Origin of the sequence: Pseudomonas sp. App30 (assembly GCF_047947025.1) — a bacterium.
GTDB lineage: Bacteria > Pseudomonadota > Gammaproteobacteria > Pseudomonadales > Pseudomonadaceae > Aquipseudomonas.
In genome coordinates this window covers 2,344,543-2,360,238 of sequence record NZ_CP133165.1, presented here as the reverse complement: position 1 = coordinate 2,360,238, position 15,696 = coordinate 2,344,543, and the positions used below count along the sequence as shown (strand labels likewise).

The window sequence follows — 15,696 nt, the reverse complement described above, 5'->3', positions numbered from 1 at the left end:
GAGCTTTTGAGGCCCCCAAAAGCTCGCTGGCAAGCCAGCTCCCACAGGGCATGTACCGAGGCTGATTGATGTACTCACTTGAAGACCTGCTACACCTCATGGCCCGCCTGCGCGACCCGCAACACGGCTGCCCGTGGGACATCAAGCAGACCTACGCCACCATCGTGCCCTACACCCTGGAGGAGGCCTACGAGGTCGCCGACGCCATCGAGCGCAGCGATTTCGAACACCTGCAGGGCGAACTCGGCGACCTGCTGTTCCAGGTGGTGTACTACAGCCAGCTGGCCCGCGAGGAAGGGCGCTTCGAGTTCGACGGCGTGGTCGACAGCATCACCCGCAAACTGATCCGTCGCCACCCTCACGTGTTCCCCACCGGCGACCTCTATGCGCCCCTGGACACCCCCCGCCTGAGCGAGGAGCAGGTCAAGCACCGCTGGGAAGAGATCAAGGCCCAGGAGCGCGCCGAGAAGGCCACGGCCCCCGAGCAGCTATCCCTGCTCGACGACGTGCCCCACGCCTTGCCGGCCCTGGCCCGTTCGGCCAAGCTGCAGAAGCGCGCTGCCGGCGTTGGCTTCGACTGGCCTGAAGCGCTCCCGGTGCTGGACAAGGTGCGCGAAGAACTGGACGAGGTGCTGGAGGCCATGGCCGGCGACGACCAGGCCGCGGTGGCCGAGGAGGTCGGCGACCTGCTGTTCAGCGTGGTCAACCTGGCGCGGCACCTCAAGGTCGACCCGGAAAACGCCCTGCGTGGCGCCAACGGCAAATTCGAGCGGCGCTTCCGTTTTATCGAACAGGCATTGCGCGACACCCACCGTCCCATTGAAGATTGCACCCTGGAAGAATTGGACGCCCTGTGGGGCGAGGCCAAACGTCAGGAAAAGAACCTGCCCAGCTGTGGCTGAGCCCGTTGCATAAGTGAGCCCGTACATGAGCATCTCTCTTCGTGACCAATTGCTGAAAGCCGGTCTGGTCAACCAGAAACAGGTCAAGCAAGCCAGCAAGACCCAGCAGAAACAGAAACGCCTGGAGCAGAAGGGCCAGGTCGAAGTCGACGACACCCAGCAGCGCCTGGCCAAGGAAGCCATGGCCGAGAAGGTCAAGCGTGACCAGGAGCTGAACCGCCAGCAGCAGGAAAAGGCCGAGCAGAAGGCCCGTGCCGCCCAGGTCAAGCAGCTGATCGAGGTGTCGCGCCTGCCCAAGCTGAACACCGAGGACTACTACAACTTCGTCGACGACAAGAAGGTCAAGCGCCTGTCGGTCAACACCCTGATGCGCGCCAAGCTGAGCTCAGGCTCCCTGGCTATCGTGCACCACGCCGGTGGCTACGAAGTGATCCCGCGCGAGGCGGCCCTGAAGATCCAGGAGCGCGCGCCCGAACGTATCGTGCTGTTGAACGTGGTGACCGAAGAGCCGGACGCGGATGACCCGTATGCCGCCTACGTCATCCCGGATGACCTGATGTGGTAAGCCACGCCCGTTAAACAAAACCCCGCCGAGGCGGGGTTTTTTATTGAAGGCAGTAAAGTTGGAAAGGTGACTTACTGCTGGGTGCGTTGCGCTTCCAGGTTTTCCAGTTCGGCCTTATAGCTGTGGGCGTCGTTCTCGTTGTGGAACATGCCGACCAGCAGGTCTTGTTGGTATACGTCCCAGATGCGGATGCCAGCGGCCACGCCTTCGTGAGACATATGTGAATCGTCGCGTTCGGTTACTTTTACAGTCATTTGAAAGCTCCAATTTCTCAAGTTATGCAGCAAGGCTCTGCATGACTCTTTTATAGAATTTGTTAGCTTCCTAAGTAAACACTCGATTTCTGCAAGGGTTTTTTGCAGGAACTGCGCGAATGGCCGAAAGCCCCGGCCCAGGCGGCCTGCGGCGGTTTGTCGCACCCTGCTCGGGGTTCATGAAAGTATCTTCATATTGTTTTATGGAACAAAAAAGCCCCGCGAAGGCGGGGCTCTTGGGGGAAGGGGGACGTTATTCGTCGTCGCCCATGCCCGACTGCAGGTAGTTCTCCAGGCTGACCTTGTCGATCAGGCCCAGCTGGGTCTCCAGCCAGTCGATGTGCTCTTCCTGGTCTTCGAGGATGTCTTCCAGCATTTCGCGGCTGCCGTAGTCGCCGGAAGTTTCGCAGTGGGCGATGGCGGCCTTGATGTCGCCATGGGCCTTGCGCTCGATCTTCAGGTCGCATTCCAGCATTTCGCGGGTGTGCTCGCCGATCAGGATCTTGCCCAGTTCCTGCAGGTTGGGGATGCCTTCCAGGAACAGGATGCGCTTGATCAGCTTGTCAGCGTCCTTCATGGCCTGGATGGACTCTTTGTACTCGAACTTGCCCAGCTTGTTCAGGCCCCAGTCTTCGTACATGCGCGCATGCAGGAAGTATTGGTTGATGGCGATGAGCTCGTTCCCGAGGATCTTGTTGAGATGCTGGATGACGCTGATATCGCCTTTCATGGTGGGGTCCTGTCCTGGTTGAAGTGTGCCAATTCAGGAAGTTTGAGCCCGACAACTTCGGCTGTCAAACCTAAGTTATTGAATAATATATAAAAATTAATCGGAATAAGAATGTTTGAGTTCTGCATCCAGCGCGTAACTACTTGAATTGCAGGCATAAAAAAACCGGACACTGGGTCCGGTTCCTTTGAATTCGGTGAATCAGGCGGCGGTAAATTCTACCGGGTAGGGCAGGGCGGCCTGGGTGGCTTGCAGTTCGGTGAGGGTTTCACGCACCACCTGCTTGGCCAGGCACGCGCATTTGCCACATTGTGAGGCCACGCCCAGGGTCTGGCGGACGTCCTTGTAGCTGCAGCATCCTTCATAGATCGCGTCACGGATCTGACCGTCGGTCACACCTTGGCAGAGGCAAACATACATAGGGGTACACACCGTCGCTGTGTCGTCTTGGTGCGGTGAGACTAATCGTAATGAGAATGCTTGTCAAAACAACTTCGCTCTATAAAGCGTGAGGGTCGATGAGCGGTCATTCAGGGAGGCTGGATGGGGAAAGAAATGTGGGAGCTGGCTTGCCAGCGAGCTTTGCAGAGGCAAAAACTCGCTGGCAAGCCAGCTCCCACAATGATCACGAAGTGATCAGAGAGGCGCAATCAATGATCGAAATCTTCCCAGCCGCCCATTTCCTTCCAGCGGTTGACGATGCCGCAGAACAGCTCGGCGGTCTTCTCTGTGTCGTAGCGCGCCGAGTGGGCCTCGCGGCCATCGAAGTCGATGTCGGCGGCCTGGCACGCCTTGGCCAGCACGGTCTGGCCGTAGGCCAGGCCCGCCAGGGTGGCGGTGTCGAAGCTGGAGAAGGGGTGGAACGGGTTGCGCTTGAGGTCGTTGCGCGCCACGGCGGCGTTGAGGAACCCCAGGTCGAAGCTGGCGTTGTGGCCGACCAGCACCGCGCGCTTGCAGCCGTTGGACTTCAGCGACTTGCGGATGCTGCGGAAGATTTCCGTCAGCGCCGACTCCTCGCTCACCGCCATGCGCAGCGGGTGGTCCAGCTTGATGCCGGTGAACTCCAGTGCGGCGGCCTCGATGTTGGCGCCCTCGAACGGCTCCACCCGGAAGAACAGGGTGTGCTCGGGGTACAGGAAGCCCATCTCGTCCATGCCGATGATGGTCGCGGCGATCTCCAGCAGGGCGTCAGTGGCGCTGTTGAAGCCGCCGGTCTCGACATCGACCACGACTGGCAGGTAGCCGCGGAAACGCGCCGCCATGGGGTGGCGCGACGCGCTGCTGCCGCTGTCCAGGTCTTCGTCGAATTGGTCTTCACTCACGCGTTTTGCTCCAGCAGGCGCCAGCGCAGTTTTTCACCGGCGCGCAGCGGGATGACGGACAGCTCGCCGAACGGCAGGCTGGCCGGGGCAGTCCACTCTTCGCGGACCAGGGTGATGGTGTCGGTGTTCACCGGCAGGCCGTAGAAGGCCGGGCCGAACAGGCTGGCGAAGCCTTCCAGCTTGTCCAGTGCGTTGCGCTGCTCGAAGGCCTCGGCGTACAGCTCGATCGCCGCATAGGCGGTGTAGCAGCCGGCGCAGCCGCAGGCCGATTCCTTGGCGTGCTGGGCGTGGGGCGCCGAGTCGGTGCCCAGGAAGAATTTCGGGCTGCCACTGGTGGCCGCGTCCAGCAGCGCCACCTGGTGGGTGTTGCGCTTGAGGATCGGCAGGCAGTAGAAGTGCGGGCGAATGCCGCCCACCAGCATGTGGTTGCGGTTGTACAGCAGGTGATGCGCGGTGATGGTGGCCGCCACGTTGGCCGAGGCCTCGTTGACGAACTGCACGGCATCGCCGGTGGTGATGTGTTCGAACACCACTTTCAGCGTCGGGAAGCGTTCCACGACGCGGCGCATGTGCTCGTCGATGAATTGCTTCTCGCGGTCGAACACGTCGACTTCGCCACGGGTCACTTCACCGTGCACCAGCAGCAGCATGCCCACTTCGGCCATGGCTTCGAGCACCGGGAAGATCTTGTCGACGCTGGTCACGCCCGAGTCGGAGTTGGTGGTGGCGCCGGCCGGGTACAGCTTGGCGGCGTGCACGAAGCCACTGGCCTTGGCGGCGCGGATCTCGTCGGGGGTGGTCAGGTCGGTGAGGTAGAGCACCATCAACGGCTGGAACTGGCTGCCGGCCGGGCGTGCGGCCAGGATGCGCTGACGATAGGCGTCGGCTTCCTGGGCGTTGCGCACGGGTGGGACCAGGTTGGGCATGATGATCGCGCGGCCAAAGGTGCGCGCGACGTCGCCGACGGTGTGGGGCAGCACGGCGCCATCGCGAAGATGGATGTGCCAGTCATCGGGACGCAGGAGGGTCAGGCGGTCGGACATTGGGGGGGTTCCAGGCGGTTCGAACTCGGGGGAATGCTACCGCAAATGGCCTCGGCAGGCACTCGCTATCAAGTTTTGCCGATGACGTCCGATAGCCCGAGGGTATGTGGTACAAATCTGTGGAGCCTCCCGTGCGCCAGCGTTATCTAGCCCTGTTCAGTATCTTCGCCAGCCTGCCCGCCATGGCTATCACTTTCCAGACCCGCCTGGAGAACGTCGAGTGGAAGGTCGAGGGCGACCAGTTCGAATGCCGTCTTGTCCAGCCGATCACCGACTTCGGCTCGGGTGAGTTCGTCCAGCGCGCGGGCGAGGGCGCCGTGTTCAGCCTCAAGTCCAGCAGCCGCCTGCTCGGCCGTGGCTCGGCGACCCTGCTGGCCGCCGCCGCGCCGTGGCAGCCAGGGCGTGGCGACATCAACCTGGGGGCGGTGCGCATGGGTGACGGCGCGACGCTGTTCAGCAGCTCCCAGGGCCAGGCCAGCCGCCTGATCGGCGGCTTGATCGAGGGCCGCAGCACCGTCATCCGCACCTTTTCCGGCACCACCGGGCGGCCGACCGAAGTGCGCGTGCTGCCGGTGAAATTCAGCCAGGGCTATAGCGACTTCCAGGCCTGCACCACCAAGCTGCTGCCGATGAACTTCGACCAGGTCAGCCGCACCCAGGTGGGCTTCCCCGGCGGCGGCAATGACCTGGACGCGGCCGCCAAGCGGCGCCTGGACACCATCCTGGCCTACATGAAGGCCGACCCGACGGTGAACCATGTGGAACTGGACGGCCACTCCGACAACAGCGGCAACCGCCTGACCAACCGCGACGTGTCGCGCCGCCGCGCCCTGGCGGTGATGGATTACCTCAAGGCCGCCGGCGTGCCGGAGTCCGACATCGTCATGCGCTTCCATGGCGAGCAGTTCCCGGTAGCGCCGAACACCAATGCCGCCAACCGGGCGCTCAACCGCCGGGTGAACATCCAGCTGTCGCGGGTGGCCGCGGCGGACAAGCCAGCGGTGCCGCCTGAGGCGGTGCAGCAGGCGCCTGCGCAGCCGGGCCCGGCGCAACCCAAGCCTCCCGCGCAACTGTAGCCGCTGCCGGCAGGCTGCGCTGGCCCTATGCCTCGCCGGAAAACTCCCGTGTATGAAGGGGCCAGCGCAGCCTGTCGGCAGCGGCTACGGGGTCGCCGAGGCGAAAGTTATTGTCGCTTCATCGTCATTTGCTGTCGCGCCTCTGTAATTCTGCGGGTTTGAACGGTAGACTAATCGGCTTTCCGTACAACCCCGTGGAGTGATGGCATGGCGGACGTAAACAAGGTCGTTCTGGCGTATTCCGGCGGCCTGGACACTTCGGTGATCCTCAAGTGGCTGCAGGACACTTATAACTGCGAAGTGGTGACCTTCACCGCTGACCTGGGTCAGGGCGAAGAAGTAGAGCCTGCACGTGCCAAGGCGCAAGCCATGGGCGTGAAAGAGATCTACATCGACGACCTGCGCGAAGAATTCGTGCGTGACTTCGTGTTCCCGATGTTCCGCGCCAACACCGTCTATGAAGGCGAGTACCTGCTGGGTACCTCCATCGCCCGTCCGCTGATCGCCAAGCGCCTGATCGAGATCGCCAACGAAACTGGCGCCGACGCCATTTCCCACGGCGCTACCGGCAAGGGCAACGACCAGGTACGTTTCGAGCTGGGCGCCTACGCCCTCAAGCCAGGCGTGAAAGTGATCGCCCCTTGGCGTGAATGGGACCTGCTGTCGCGCGAGAAGCTGATGGACTACGCCGAGAAGCACGCGATCCCGATCGAGCGTCACGGCAAGAAGAAGTCCCCGTACTCGATGGACGCCAACCTGCTGCACATCTCCTATGAAGGCGGCGTGCTGGAAGACACCTGGACCGAGCACGAAGAAGACATGTGGCGCTGGACCGTCTCGCCAGAGAACGCTCCGGACACCGCGCAGTACCTGGAACTGACCTACCGCAACGGTGACATCGTCGCGCTGGACGGCGTCGAGATGACCCCGGCCACCGTGCTGGCGACCCTGAACAAGATCGGCGGCGCCCATGGCATCGGTCGTCTGGACATCGTCGAGAACCGTTACGTGGGCATGAAGTCCCGTGGCTGCTACGAAACCCCTGGCGGCACCATCATGCTGCGCGCCCACCGTGCCATCGAGTCCATCACCCTGGACCGCGAAGTCGCTCACCTGAAAGACGAGCTGATGGCCAAGTACGCCAGCCTGATCTACACCGGCTACTGGTGGAGCCCTGAGCGCCTGATGCTGCAACAGATGATCGACGCCTCCCAGGTCAACGTGAACGGCGTGGTACGCCTGAAACTGTACAAGGGCAACGTCATCGTCACCGGCCGCAAGTCCGACGACTCGCTGTTCGACGCCAACATCGCTACCTTCGAGGAAGATGGTGGCGCGTACAACCAGGCCGACGCGGCGGGCTTCATCAAGCTCAACGCCCTGCGCATGCGCATCGCTGCCAACAAGGGCCGCAAGCTGTTCTGATTGCCCCTTGGTTGCACCCGAAAGCCCCGGCCCTTGCCGGGGCTTTCGCGTTTCCGGGCGCCAGTTTTCATGCCGGCGGCGCCGCTTGCCGGGCCGGCAGGCCGCCCTGGCGGCGGCTCAGCGTGGTGAGCGCGGCTTCATCCAGGTCGTAGGCGCTGATGGTGCATTCGGCGTTGTGCTCGAAGGCTTTGCCCAGCAGGTGCCCCAGCACCACGCTCACCGGGCTGCGCAGCTGCGACAGGCGATACAGCATGATCAAATGTCGTTCCCCAGGCGCTTTGGGGCGCAAGATCTCCTTGATCATGGCGTCCAGGTCCTGCTCGTTGGTGAAATGGCTGTAGTCGAGGATGTACAGGGCCCGGAACTCCTCGCTGCGGCCTTGGCGGACCACCGGCACATCGGCAACGGGCAGCGGGTGGCCAGGGGCGGCCGAAGGTGGCGGGAGCGGCGGTGGAGGCGTGTTGGTGTTGCCAGCCTGGGCGGGTGCCGGCTGGCCTTTGGCAATGTCCAGGAAGTCCTGTTCGTTGCTGAAGTCGGAGGGGGAATAAAGCACCTTGTAGTTGAAATTCAATGTTACAAAGAACAACAGTGTCAGGAACGGCGGGAAGCCGATAAGGAACCATGTATACAGGTCCTGGCTGTCGTCCTTTAGAAAGGGCAGCGAGGCCAGGGCTGACGCTTCGACTATGGCGGCAAATATGGCAATGATGGTCAGCGGGTTCTTTGTATGGGGCGGCGGGCTGGACATGAAAACTCCTTGGCACGGCCTGTTACCGGGCCGTATCTGTCGTTGGAATTCTAGAGTTTCTGCGGTGGTCGACCGGCTATGTATAGTTATTTTATTTGCGCATGTTGCGAATATATCGATTTATTCAGTTGTCATTTCCGTCGGGGCGGGAACGGCTTTCCCGCTGGATGCCTCGCCGGGCCCGGCCTGTAGGAGGATCTGCAGGAAGTGACAGGTGTAAGGTTATTTACAGTTCGATATAAAGAGAGACAACGGCAGTGAGCAGTATCTGCCACCCCACGACGTTATCCGCAGGTCGGATAATGTGCCCGTCTGGCTGTCCGACACAGAATGAATGGCTTGTAAGCAAATACTCAATTGCTGCTCATAAACCGATGTGCAATGCTTCTTGGTGTCAGATATTTTTCAATGTAGGGCTACCAATTGTCGGAAAAATCTGGAGAGAACTTCAAGGAGTGAGGTTTTCTGTAGGAATAGTCTCTCTCGGTTGTAGGTCTTGTCTTTGCCGTTAGGTAGCTGGCAGTGACGCAATGCAAAGTGCCGGACGACTAGGCTATTGTGCGGGCTCTAAAAATTCGAACAGCGAAAATTGGATTTTCCCATGAATAAAGTGCTGATCGTGGATGATCACCCTGTGGTTCGCCTGGCGTTGCGCATGCTGATGGAGCGCCACTGCTACGAAGTGGTCGGCGAAACCAACAATGGCGTGGATGCCTTGCAAATGGCCCGTGAGTACCAACCGGACCTCGTCATACTCGACATCTGCATTCCCAAGCTCGACGGCCTGGAGGTGATGGCGCGCCTGAGCAGCGAGCGCCGTGCCACCAAGGTGCTGGTGCTGACCTCGCAGATGCCCGGGCATTTTTCCATGCGTTGCATGCAGACCGGCGCGGCGGGCTACGTGTGCAAGCAGCAGGAGCTGACCGAGCTGCTCAGTGCCATCAAGGCGGTGCTGTCAGGCTACAGCTACTTCCCCAACCAGGCCCTGCATTCGGTGCGCTCCAGCCTGGGCAACGCTTCCGAGTCGCAGATGATCGAGCGCCTCTCGGGCCGCGAGATGATGGTGTTGCAGCAGTTGGCGCGGGGCAAGAGCAACAAGGAAATCGCCGACGGCATGTTCCTCAGCAACAAGACCGTCAGCACCTACAAGACCCGTCTGCTGCTCAAGCTCAATGCGCGGTCGCTGGTGGACCTGATCGAGCTGGCGCAGCGCAACGGCCTGGCGTGAGCCGGCCCGCGGCCGGCGCGCGAAAGGGCAGGGTGGAAAAAGGGTTATAGATCGAAGTCGTAGTCGGCCAGCTGCTTCTGCAGGCGACGTTCTTCCAGCAGGTTGTCGATGGTGCGGCGCTTGCTCAGGTTGGTTTTTGCGGTTTCCGCAGGGGCTTCGGCTTCATCGTTGTCGACAGGGGCAAACTCGTCTTCCACATCCAGTTCTTCTTTACCGGTGCTCATAAAGTCAACTCCAGGCTTGCAGTGCCATTGGCGCACCTTATATCGGTAAATCTTTCGCGCGTAAAAAAGATTTTTTCAATCGCCTGGTCAGCTTTTTCAATAAGCCTTCAATCGTCGGAGGTCTTGTGCTTGTAATCGCACAAATCTTCGATACGGCAGCTGCCGCAGCGCGGCTTGCGAGCCTGGCACACGTAGCGGCCGTGCAGGATCAGCCAGTGGTGGGAGTCGAGCAGGTATTCCCTGGGCACGAACTTGAGCAGGTTCTTCTCCACCTCCAGCACGTTCTTGCCTGGCGCGATGCCGGTGCGGTTGGCCACGCGGAAGATGTGCGTGTCCACCGCCATGGTCGGCTGCCGGAAAGCGGTGTTGAGCACCACGTTGGCGGTCTTGCGGCCCACGCCGGGCAGCGCTTCCAGGGACTCGCGGTCCTGGGGCACCTCGCCGCCGTGCAGCTCCACCAGCATGCGGCAGGCTTCGATCACGTTGCGTGCCTTGCTGTTGTACAGGCCGATGGTCTTGATGTACTCGGACAGGCCTTCCACGCCCAGGGCATGGATGGCCGCCGGGGTGTTGGCCACCGGGTACAACTTGGCGGTGGCCTTGTTCACGCCCACGTCCGTGGACTGGGCAGACAGAATCACCGCAATCAATAGCTCGAAGGCCGAGGTGTAGGCCAGTTCGGTCTTGGGTTCGGGGTTGTCTTCATGCAGCCGGCGAAAGATTTCCCGGCGTTTGACGTTGTTCATCGGTCACGGTGTCCTGGGTTCGGGGCGTCGGCGGTGGCGGCCTGCTGCGCCTTGATCCGCGCCAAGGCCGCTTGTATCGGGTCGCTGATGGCGGTGGGCGCAGGCGCCTGTGCGGCTGGCGCCGGGCGCTGGGCCTCGCGCCGTGCGGCCAGGCTGGCCAGCCGCGCGTTGCGCTGTTCGAAACGCCTGCGGGCGCGGTCACGCTTGAGGGTGCGCGCCTGGCGTTCGCCATCGGTCTGCGCCAGGCCGCCGACGATGGCCACGCTGGCGTTGGCTGGCAACGGCCGCAGTTCGATGCAGTCCACCGGGCAGGGCGCCAGGCACAGGTCGCAGCCCGTGCATTCGTCGACGATCACGGTGTGCATCAGCTTGGCCGCGCCGACGATGGCGTCCACCGGGCAGGCCTGGATGCATTTGGTGCAGCCGATGCATTCGGCTTCACGGATATAGGCCACCTGGGGTGGTGCGCTGCCGCGGCTGGTGTCCAGGGCGATGACCGGCACCTGCAGCAGGTTCGCCAGGGCGGCGAGGGTCTCGGTGCCGCCGGGCGGGCATTTGTTGATTGCGTCGCCCCTCGACATCGCCTGCGCATAGGGCAGGCAGCCGCCATGGCCGCATTTGCCGCACTGGGTCTGGGGCAGCAGGGCGTCGATGCGTTGGGTCAGGCTCATCTTTCTGTCCGGCATGGCCATGAACAATTGTGGGAGCTGGCTTGCCAGCGAGATTTTGAGGTGTCCCAAAAAGCTCGCTGGCAAGCCAGCTCCCACAAGGGTATTACTTGATGCGCTGGCCCGGCTTGGCGCCGCTGTCAGGGCTCAGCAGGTAGATCTCTTCGCCGCCAGGGCCTGCGGCCATGACCATGCCTTCGGACATGCCGAAGCGCATTTTGCGCGGCTTGAGGTTGGCGATCATCATGGTCAGGCGGCCTTCCAGCTCGGCCGGGTTCGGGTAGGCGCTCTTGATGCCCGAGAACACGTTGCGCTGCTCGTCACCGATGTCCAGGGTCAGGCGCAGCAGTTTGTCGGCGCCCTCCACGTGCTCGGCCTTGACGATCAGGGCCACGCGCAGGTCCACGGCAGCAAAGGTGTCGAACTCGATTTCCGCGGCCAGGGGCTCCTTGACCAGCTCGCCGTTGCCGGCCGGGGCGTTGGAGGCCTGGGCGGCTTCCAGGTCTTCCTTGGAGGCGTCGACCATGGCTTGCACCTTCACCGGGTCGATGCGGCTCATCAGCGCCTGGAACGGGTTGAGCTGGTGGTTGGCCAGCAGCGTGGCGTGGTCGGCCCAGGTCAGCGGTGCGACGTTGAGGAACGCCTCGGCGTCGGCGGCCAGTTGTGGCAGCACCGGCTTGAGGAAGATCACCAGCTGGCGGAACAGGTTCACGCCCAGGGCGCACACGGCCTGCACTTCGGCCTGTTTGCCTTCCTGCTTGGCCAGGGCCCACGGTGCCTTGTCGGCGATGAAGGCGTTGGCGCGGTCGGCCAGGGCCATGATCTCGCGCATGGCGCGGGCGAAGTCACGGTTCTCGTAGGCTTCGGCGATGCTTGGCGCGGCGGCCAGGAAGGCGTCGGTCAGCTCCGGCGCGGCGTTCTCGGCCACCAGCACGCCGGCATTGCCCTTGTGGATGAAGCCTGCGCAGCGGCTGGCGATGTTGACCACCTTGCCCACCAGGTCGGAGTTGACCTTCTGCACGAAGTCTTCCAGGTTCAGGTCCATGTCGTCGACGCCACGGCCCAGCTTGGAGGCGTAGTAGTAGCGCAGGTATTCGGGCGACAGGTGGTCCAGGTAGGTGCGCGCCTTGACGAAGGTGCCGCGCGACTTGGACATTTTCTGGCCGTTGACGGTCAGGTAGCCGTGCACGTTCACCGCGGTCGGCTTGCGGTAGCCGGCGCCTTCGAGCATGGCGGGCCAGAACAGGGCGTGGAAGTTGATGATGTCCTTGCCGATGAAGTGGTACAGCTCGGCGGTGGAATCCTTGGCCCAGTAGGCATCGAAGTCCAGGTCCGGACGGCGCGCGCACAGGTTCTTGAAGCTGGCCATGTAGCCGATCGGCGCGTCCAGCCACACGTAGAAGTACTTGCCTGGCTCGCCCGGGATCTCGAAGCCGAAGTACGGCGCGTCACGGGAGATGTCCCATTCCTGCAGGCCGCTGTCCAGCCATTCGGCCAGCTTGTTGGCGACGGCGTCCTGCAGGGTGCCGCTGCGGGTCCACTCCTGCAGCATGGCCTGGAAGTCGGGCAGCTTGAAGAAGAAGTGCTGGGAATCCTTGAGCACCGGGGTGGCGCCGGAGATCGCCGACTTGGGGTTCTTCAGCTCGGTGGGCGCGTAGGTGGCGCCGCATTTCTCGCAGTTGTCGCCGTACTGGTCTTCGGCCGCGCACTTGGGGCAGGTGCCCTTGATGAAGCGGTCGGCCAGGAACATCTGCTTGTCCGGGTCGAAGTACTGGGTCACCGAGCGCTGGGAGATGTGGCCGGCGTCACGCAGCTTCAGGTAGATCTGCGAGGACAGCTCGCGGTTCTCTTCGGCGTGGGTGGAGTGGAAGTTGTCGAACTCCACCAGGAAGTCGGCGAAGTCGGTGCTGTGCTCGACCTGCACGCCGGCAATCAGCTGCTCTGGCGTGATGCCTTCCTTTTCCGCGCGCAGCATGATGGCCGAGCCGTGGGCGTCGTCGGCGCAGACGTAGGTGCACTGGTTGCCGCGGTGCTTCTGGAAACGCACCCACATGTCGGTCTGGATGTACTCGACCATGTGGCCAAGGTGGATCGAACCGTTGGCATAGGGCAGGGCGCTGGTGACGAGAATCTTGCGGGGCTCGGACATGGGGCTCGGCTACTTAGAAGTCAAAACAAGATCGGCCACTATAAAGGCCTGGCGCATTTTTTTCACCCCCGTAGCCGCTGCCGAAGGCTGCGCTGGCCCTCGAATGCACCGAAGAACCGCAGTGGGGCTGCCGGCCAGCGCAGCCTACGGCAGCGGCTACGGGATTGGCGCAGATTTCCGGGCGCGGACGCGCTAGGATAGCCGTCTGTCTTGCTCTGTCTTTATAACGGGAGAACCCATGGGTGCCGTCAATCGCGCCGCCGTCGAAGCCGTACTTGGCCAGTACACCGATCCCTACCTGAACCAGGACCCGGTCAGCGCCGGGTGTGTGCGGGCCATCGATATCGACGGCGGGCAGGTCAACGTGGTACTGGAGCTGGGCTACGCCGCCGGCCTGTTCAAGAACGGCTTCGCCCAGGTGCTGCAGACCGCCGTCGAAGGCCTGGACGGCGTGAGCCGCGCCACCGTGCGCATCGACTGCGTGATCGGCGCCCACAAGGCCCAGGCCCAGGTGCCGGGCATGGCCAACGTCAAGAACGTCGTCGCCGTGGCCTCGGGCAAGGGCGGGGTGGGCAAGTCCACCACCGCCGCCAACCTGGCCCTGGCCCTGGCCCGAGAGGGCGCGCGCGTGGGTATCCTCGACGCCGACATCTATGGCCCCAGCCAGGGCGTGATGTTCGGCATCGCCGAAGGCACCCGCCCGCAGGTCAAGGACCAGAAATGGTTCGTGCCGCTCAAGGCCCATGGCGTGGAAGTGATGTCCATGGCCTTCCTCACCGACGACAACACGCCCATGGTGTGGCGCGGCCCCATGGTCTCCGGCGCCCTGCTGCAGCTGATCACCCAGACCGCCTGGGACGACCTCGACTACCTGGTCATCGATATGCCGCCAGGCACCGGTGACATCCAGCTGACCCTGGCGCAGAAAGTGCCGGTGGCCGGCGCGGTGATCGTTACCACGCCCCAGGACCTGGCCCTGCTGGACGCCAAGAAAGGCGTGGAGATGTTCCGCAAGGTCAACATCCCGGTGCTGGGCGTGGTCGAGAACATGGCCGTGCACATCTGCTCCAACTGCGGCCATGCCGAGCACCTGTTCGGCGAGGGCGGTGGCGAGAAGCTGGCGGCGCAGTACGGTGTCGAGGTGCTGGCGTCGTTGCCGTTGTCGATGCTGATTCGCGAGCAGGCCGACAGCGGCAAGCCGACTGCCATTGCCGAGCCGGAAAGCCAGATCGCCATGGTCTACCAGGAGCTGGCGCGCCACGTGGGTGCGCGCATCGTGATGCAGGAAGCGGCCGCCCCGGCCATGCCGAGCATCACCGTCAGCGACGACTGAACGTGCCTGTCGCCGCTGCCCCTGGCAGCGGCGACGGTAAACCGCAGGCATAAAAAAACCCCGCTCGTGAGCGGGGTTCTTTTGAACTGTTCAGTACAAGTTAGATAACTTGAACTTCTTCAGCTTGCATGCCTTTCTGGCCGCGGGTAGCGACGAAAGAAACCTGCTGGCCTTCTTTCAGGCTTTTGAAGCCGTCAGCCTGGATAGCTTTGAAGTGAACGAACAGGTCGTCACCGGATTGTGGAGTGATGAAGCCGAAGCCTTTTTCATCGTTGAACCACTTAACGGTACCGGTTTGGCGATTGGACATGGTGAGTCTCCTTGGACAAAGTTAACTGCGGTTCAGGAAATGCCCTGGCCGAGACTGAGTGCAAAGAGCAGGAAAATTCATGGAGATGTAAAACATCGGGTAGAGATTCTCAGTGACACAAGCAACACAGTGACGCCACCTTAACCCTTTTTCCGGGGCCTGCCAATGCCATTCGCCGCGAATAACACAAATCATGACTGACGGTGCCGGCAGGTGGCGAAAAGTCGCAGTTTTCGCGGGCTGCAAGGCATGAAATGACCGGGCGGTCCGAACAAATGACCACGGCGCTTTGAGCCGTGGCGCCCGGTCCGGTAAGATGCGGGCAACATTTTCACCACCTCGCTATTCAGGACACCCCGCCATGAGCATCAAATCGGACAAGTGGATTCGCCGCATGGCGCAAGAGCACGGCATGATCGAGCCTTTCGTCGAGCGCCAGATGCGCGGTGAAGGCGCCGACCGTCTGATCTCCTTCGGCGTGTCCAGCTACGGCTACGACGTACGCTGCGCCGATGAATTCAAGGTGTTCACCAACATCAACTCGGCCACCGTGGACCCGAAGAACTTCGACGAGAAAAGCTTCGTCGACGTGAAAAGCGACGTCTGCATCATCCCGCCGAACTCCTTCGCCCTGGCCCGCACCGTCGAATACTTCCGCATCCCGCGCAACGTGCTGACCATCTGCCTGGGCAAGAGCACCTACGCGCGCTGCGGCATCATCGTCAACGTCACCCCGCTGGAACCGGAGTGGGAAGGCCACGTGACCCTGGAGTTCTCCAACACCACCACGCTGCCGGCGAAAATCTACGCCAACGAAGGCGTGGCGCAGATGCTGTTCCTGGAGTCCGACGAAGAATGTGAAGTGTCCTACAAGGACCGTGGTGGCAAGTACCAGGGCCAGCGTGGCGTGACCCTGCCGCGTACATAATCCGACCGGCGCAAGGAATTAGTCGGGAAAAAGGCACTCTATCGA

17 protein-coding genes and 1 pseudogene are annotated in these 15,696 nt (G+C 62.3%); 7 read left to right on the top strand and 11 right to left on the bottom strand.

All coding sequences use genetic code 11. The features are described 5' to 3' along the window. The first annotated feature begins 68 nt into the window (after positions 1-68). Complete coding sequence (gene mazG / locus RAM80_RS10845) at positions 69-902, top strand: nucleoside triphosphate pyrophosphohydrolase (RefSeq protein WP_416426399.1); 834 nt, start codon at positions 69-71, stop codon at positions 900-902. Positions 903-927: 25 nt separating this feature from the next. Next, a complete protein-coding gene (locus RAM80_RS10840; protein WP_416426398.1) occupies positions 928-1,467 on the top strand; it encodes a DUF2058 domain-containing protein in 540 nt (179 codons plus the stop codon). 71 nt (positions 1,468-1,538) lie between these two features. Here RAM80_RS10840 and RAM80_RS10835 read toward each other — a convergent pair whose 3' ends face one another. From RAM80_RS10835 to pyrC, 5 genes are all read right to left on the bottom strand, one after another. Beyond that, positions 1,539-1,721 (bottom strand): hypothetical protein, encoded by a 183-nt coding sequence (locus tag RAM80_RS10835; RefSeq protein ID WP_416426396.1) that lies wholly within the window; start codon positions 1,719-1,721, stop codon positions 1,539-1,541. A gap of 253 nt (positions 1,722-1,974) precedes the next feature. Further along, positions 1,975-2,451, bottom strand: a complete 477-nt coding sequence (gene bfr / locus RAM80_RS10830) for a bacterioferritin (protein ID WP_416426394.1) — start codon at positions 2,449-2,451, stop codon at positions 1,975-1,977. Between the two features lie 201 nt (positions 2,452-2,652). Then, on the bottom strand, positions 2,653-2,871 hold the full coding sequence (locus tag RAM80_RS10825) for a bacterioferritin-associated ferredoxin (RefSeq protein WP_008365903.1): 219 nt from the start codon (positions 2,869-2,871) through the stop codon (positions 2,653-2,655). 230 nt (positions 2,872-3,101) lie between these two features. After that, positions 3,102-3,773 carry a ribonuclease T gene (gene rnt, locus RAM80_RS10820; RefSeq protein ID WP_416426392.1) on the bottom strand — a complete coding sequence of 224 codons (672 nt, stop codon included), beginning with the start codon at positions 3,771-3,773 and terminating at the stop codon, positions 3,102-3,104. Next, positions 3,770-4,816: a dihydroorotase gene (pyrC, locus tag RAM80_RS10815; protein ID WP_416426391.1), complete on the bottom strand. Its 1,047-nt coding sequence runs from the start codon at positions 4,814-4,816 to the stop codon at positions 3,770-3,772. The genes rnt and pyrC overlap by 4 nt, the downstream gene beginning before the upstream one ends. Before the next feature lie 131 nt (positions 4,817-4,947). Between pyrC and RAM80_RS10810 the strand changes: the two genes are divergently transcribed. Together RAM80_RS10810 and RAM80_RS10805 are read left to right on the top strand one after the other, a co-directional pair. Further along, on the top strand, positions 4,948-5,892 hold the full coding sequence (locus RAM80_RS10810) for a flagellar protein MotY (protein WP_416426389.1): 945 nt from the start codon (positions 4,948-4,950) through the stop codon (positions 5,890-5,892). A 207-nt stretch (positions 5,893-6,099) separates the two neighbouring features. Further along, positions 6,100-7,317 carry an argininosuccinate synthase gene (locus RAM80_RS10805; RefSeq protein ID WP_262147423.1) on the top strand — a complete coding sequence of 406 codons (1,218 nt, stop codon included), beginning with the start codon at positions 6,100-6,102 and terminating at the stop codon, positions 7,315-7,317. 67 nt (positions 7,318-7,384) lie between these two features. Here the strand turns inward: RAM80_RS10805 and RAM80_RS10800 are convergent, their stop codons facing one another. Then, entirely contained in the window at positions 7,385-8,065 is a 681-nt protein-coding gene (locus RAM80_RS10800) for a hypothetical protein (protein WP_416426387.1), read from the bottom strand. A gap of 601 nt (positions 8,066-8,666) precedes the next feature. On the opposite strand from RAM80_RS10800, the gene RAM80_RS10795 reads away from it, so the two are divergent. Beyond that, positions 8,667-9,293, top strand: coding sequence for a response regulator (locus RAM80_RS10795; RefSeq protein WP_416426386.1), 627 nt, complete (start codon positions 8,667-8,669; stop codon positions 9,291-9,293). Between the two features lie 44 nt (positions 9,294-9,337). On the opposite strand, the gene RAM80_RS10790 is transcribed toward RAM80_RS10795, so the two are convergent. The 4 genes and pseudogenes from RAM80_RS10790 to metG form a co-directional block, all read right to left on the bottom strand. Further along, positions 9,338-9,517, bottom strand: coding sequence for a PA3496 family putative envelope integrity protein (locus tag RAM80_RS10790; protein WP_416426384.1), 180 nt, complete (start codon positions 9,515-9,517; stop codon positions 9,338-9,340). A gap of 107 nt (positions 9,518-9,624) precedes the next feature. After that, positions 9,625-10,263, bottom strand: coding sequence for an endonuclease III (gene nth, locus RAM80_RS10785; protein ID WP_416426382.1), 639 nt, complete (start codon positions 10,261-10,263; stop codon positions 9,625-9,627). A 154-nt stretch (positions 10,264-10,417) separates the two neighbouring features. Continuing rightward, positions 10,418-10,949, bottom strand: a pseudogene (gene rsxB, locus RAM80_RS10780) (electron transport complex subunit RsxB); the annotation flags it as partial. Positions 10,950-11,037: 88 nt separating this feature from the next. Next, positions 11,038-13,080 (bottom strand): methionine--tRNA ligase, encoded by a 2,043-nt coding sequence (metG, locus tag RAM80_RS10775; RefSeq protein WP_416426381.1) that lies wholly within the window; start codon positions 13,078-13,080, stop codon positions 11,038-11,040. Between the two features lie 238 nt (positions 13,081-13,318). Here metG and apbC point away from each other — a divergent pair, with 238 nt between their 5' ends. After that, positions 13,319-14,413, top strand: coding sequence for an iron-sulfur cluster carrier protein ApbC (gene apbC, locus RAM80_RS10770; RefSeq protein ID WP_416426379.1), 1,095 nt, complete (start codon positions 13,319-13,321; stop codon positions 14,411-14,413). A 100-nt stretch (positions 14,414-14,513) separates the two neighbouring features. Here the strand turns inward: apbC and RAM80_RS10765 are convergent, their stop codons facing one another. Beyond that, on the bottom strand, positions 14,514-14,723 hold the full coding sequence (locus RAM80_RS10765) for a cold-shock protein (RefSeq protein WP_008365925.1): 210 nt from the start codon (positions 14,721-14,723) through the stop codon (positions 14,514-14,516). A 361-nt stretch (positions 14,724-15,084) separates the two neighbouring features. Between RAM80_RS10765 and dcd the strand changes: the two genes are divergently transcribed. Then, positions 15,085-15,651, top strand: coding sequence for a dCTP deaminase (gene dcd / locus RAM80_RS10760; RefSeq protein WP_003184751.1), 567 nt, complete (start codon positions 15,085-15,087; stop codon positions 15,649-15,651). Positions 15,652-15,696: the final 45 nt, after the last annotated feature.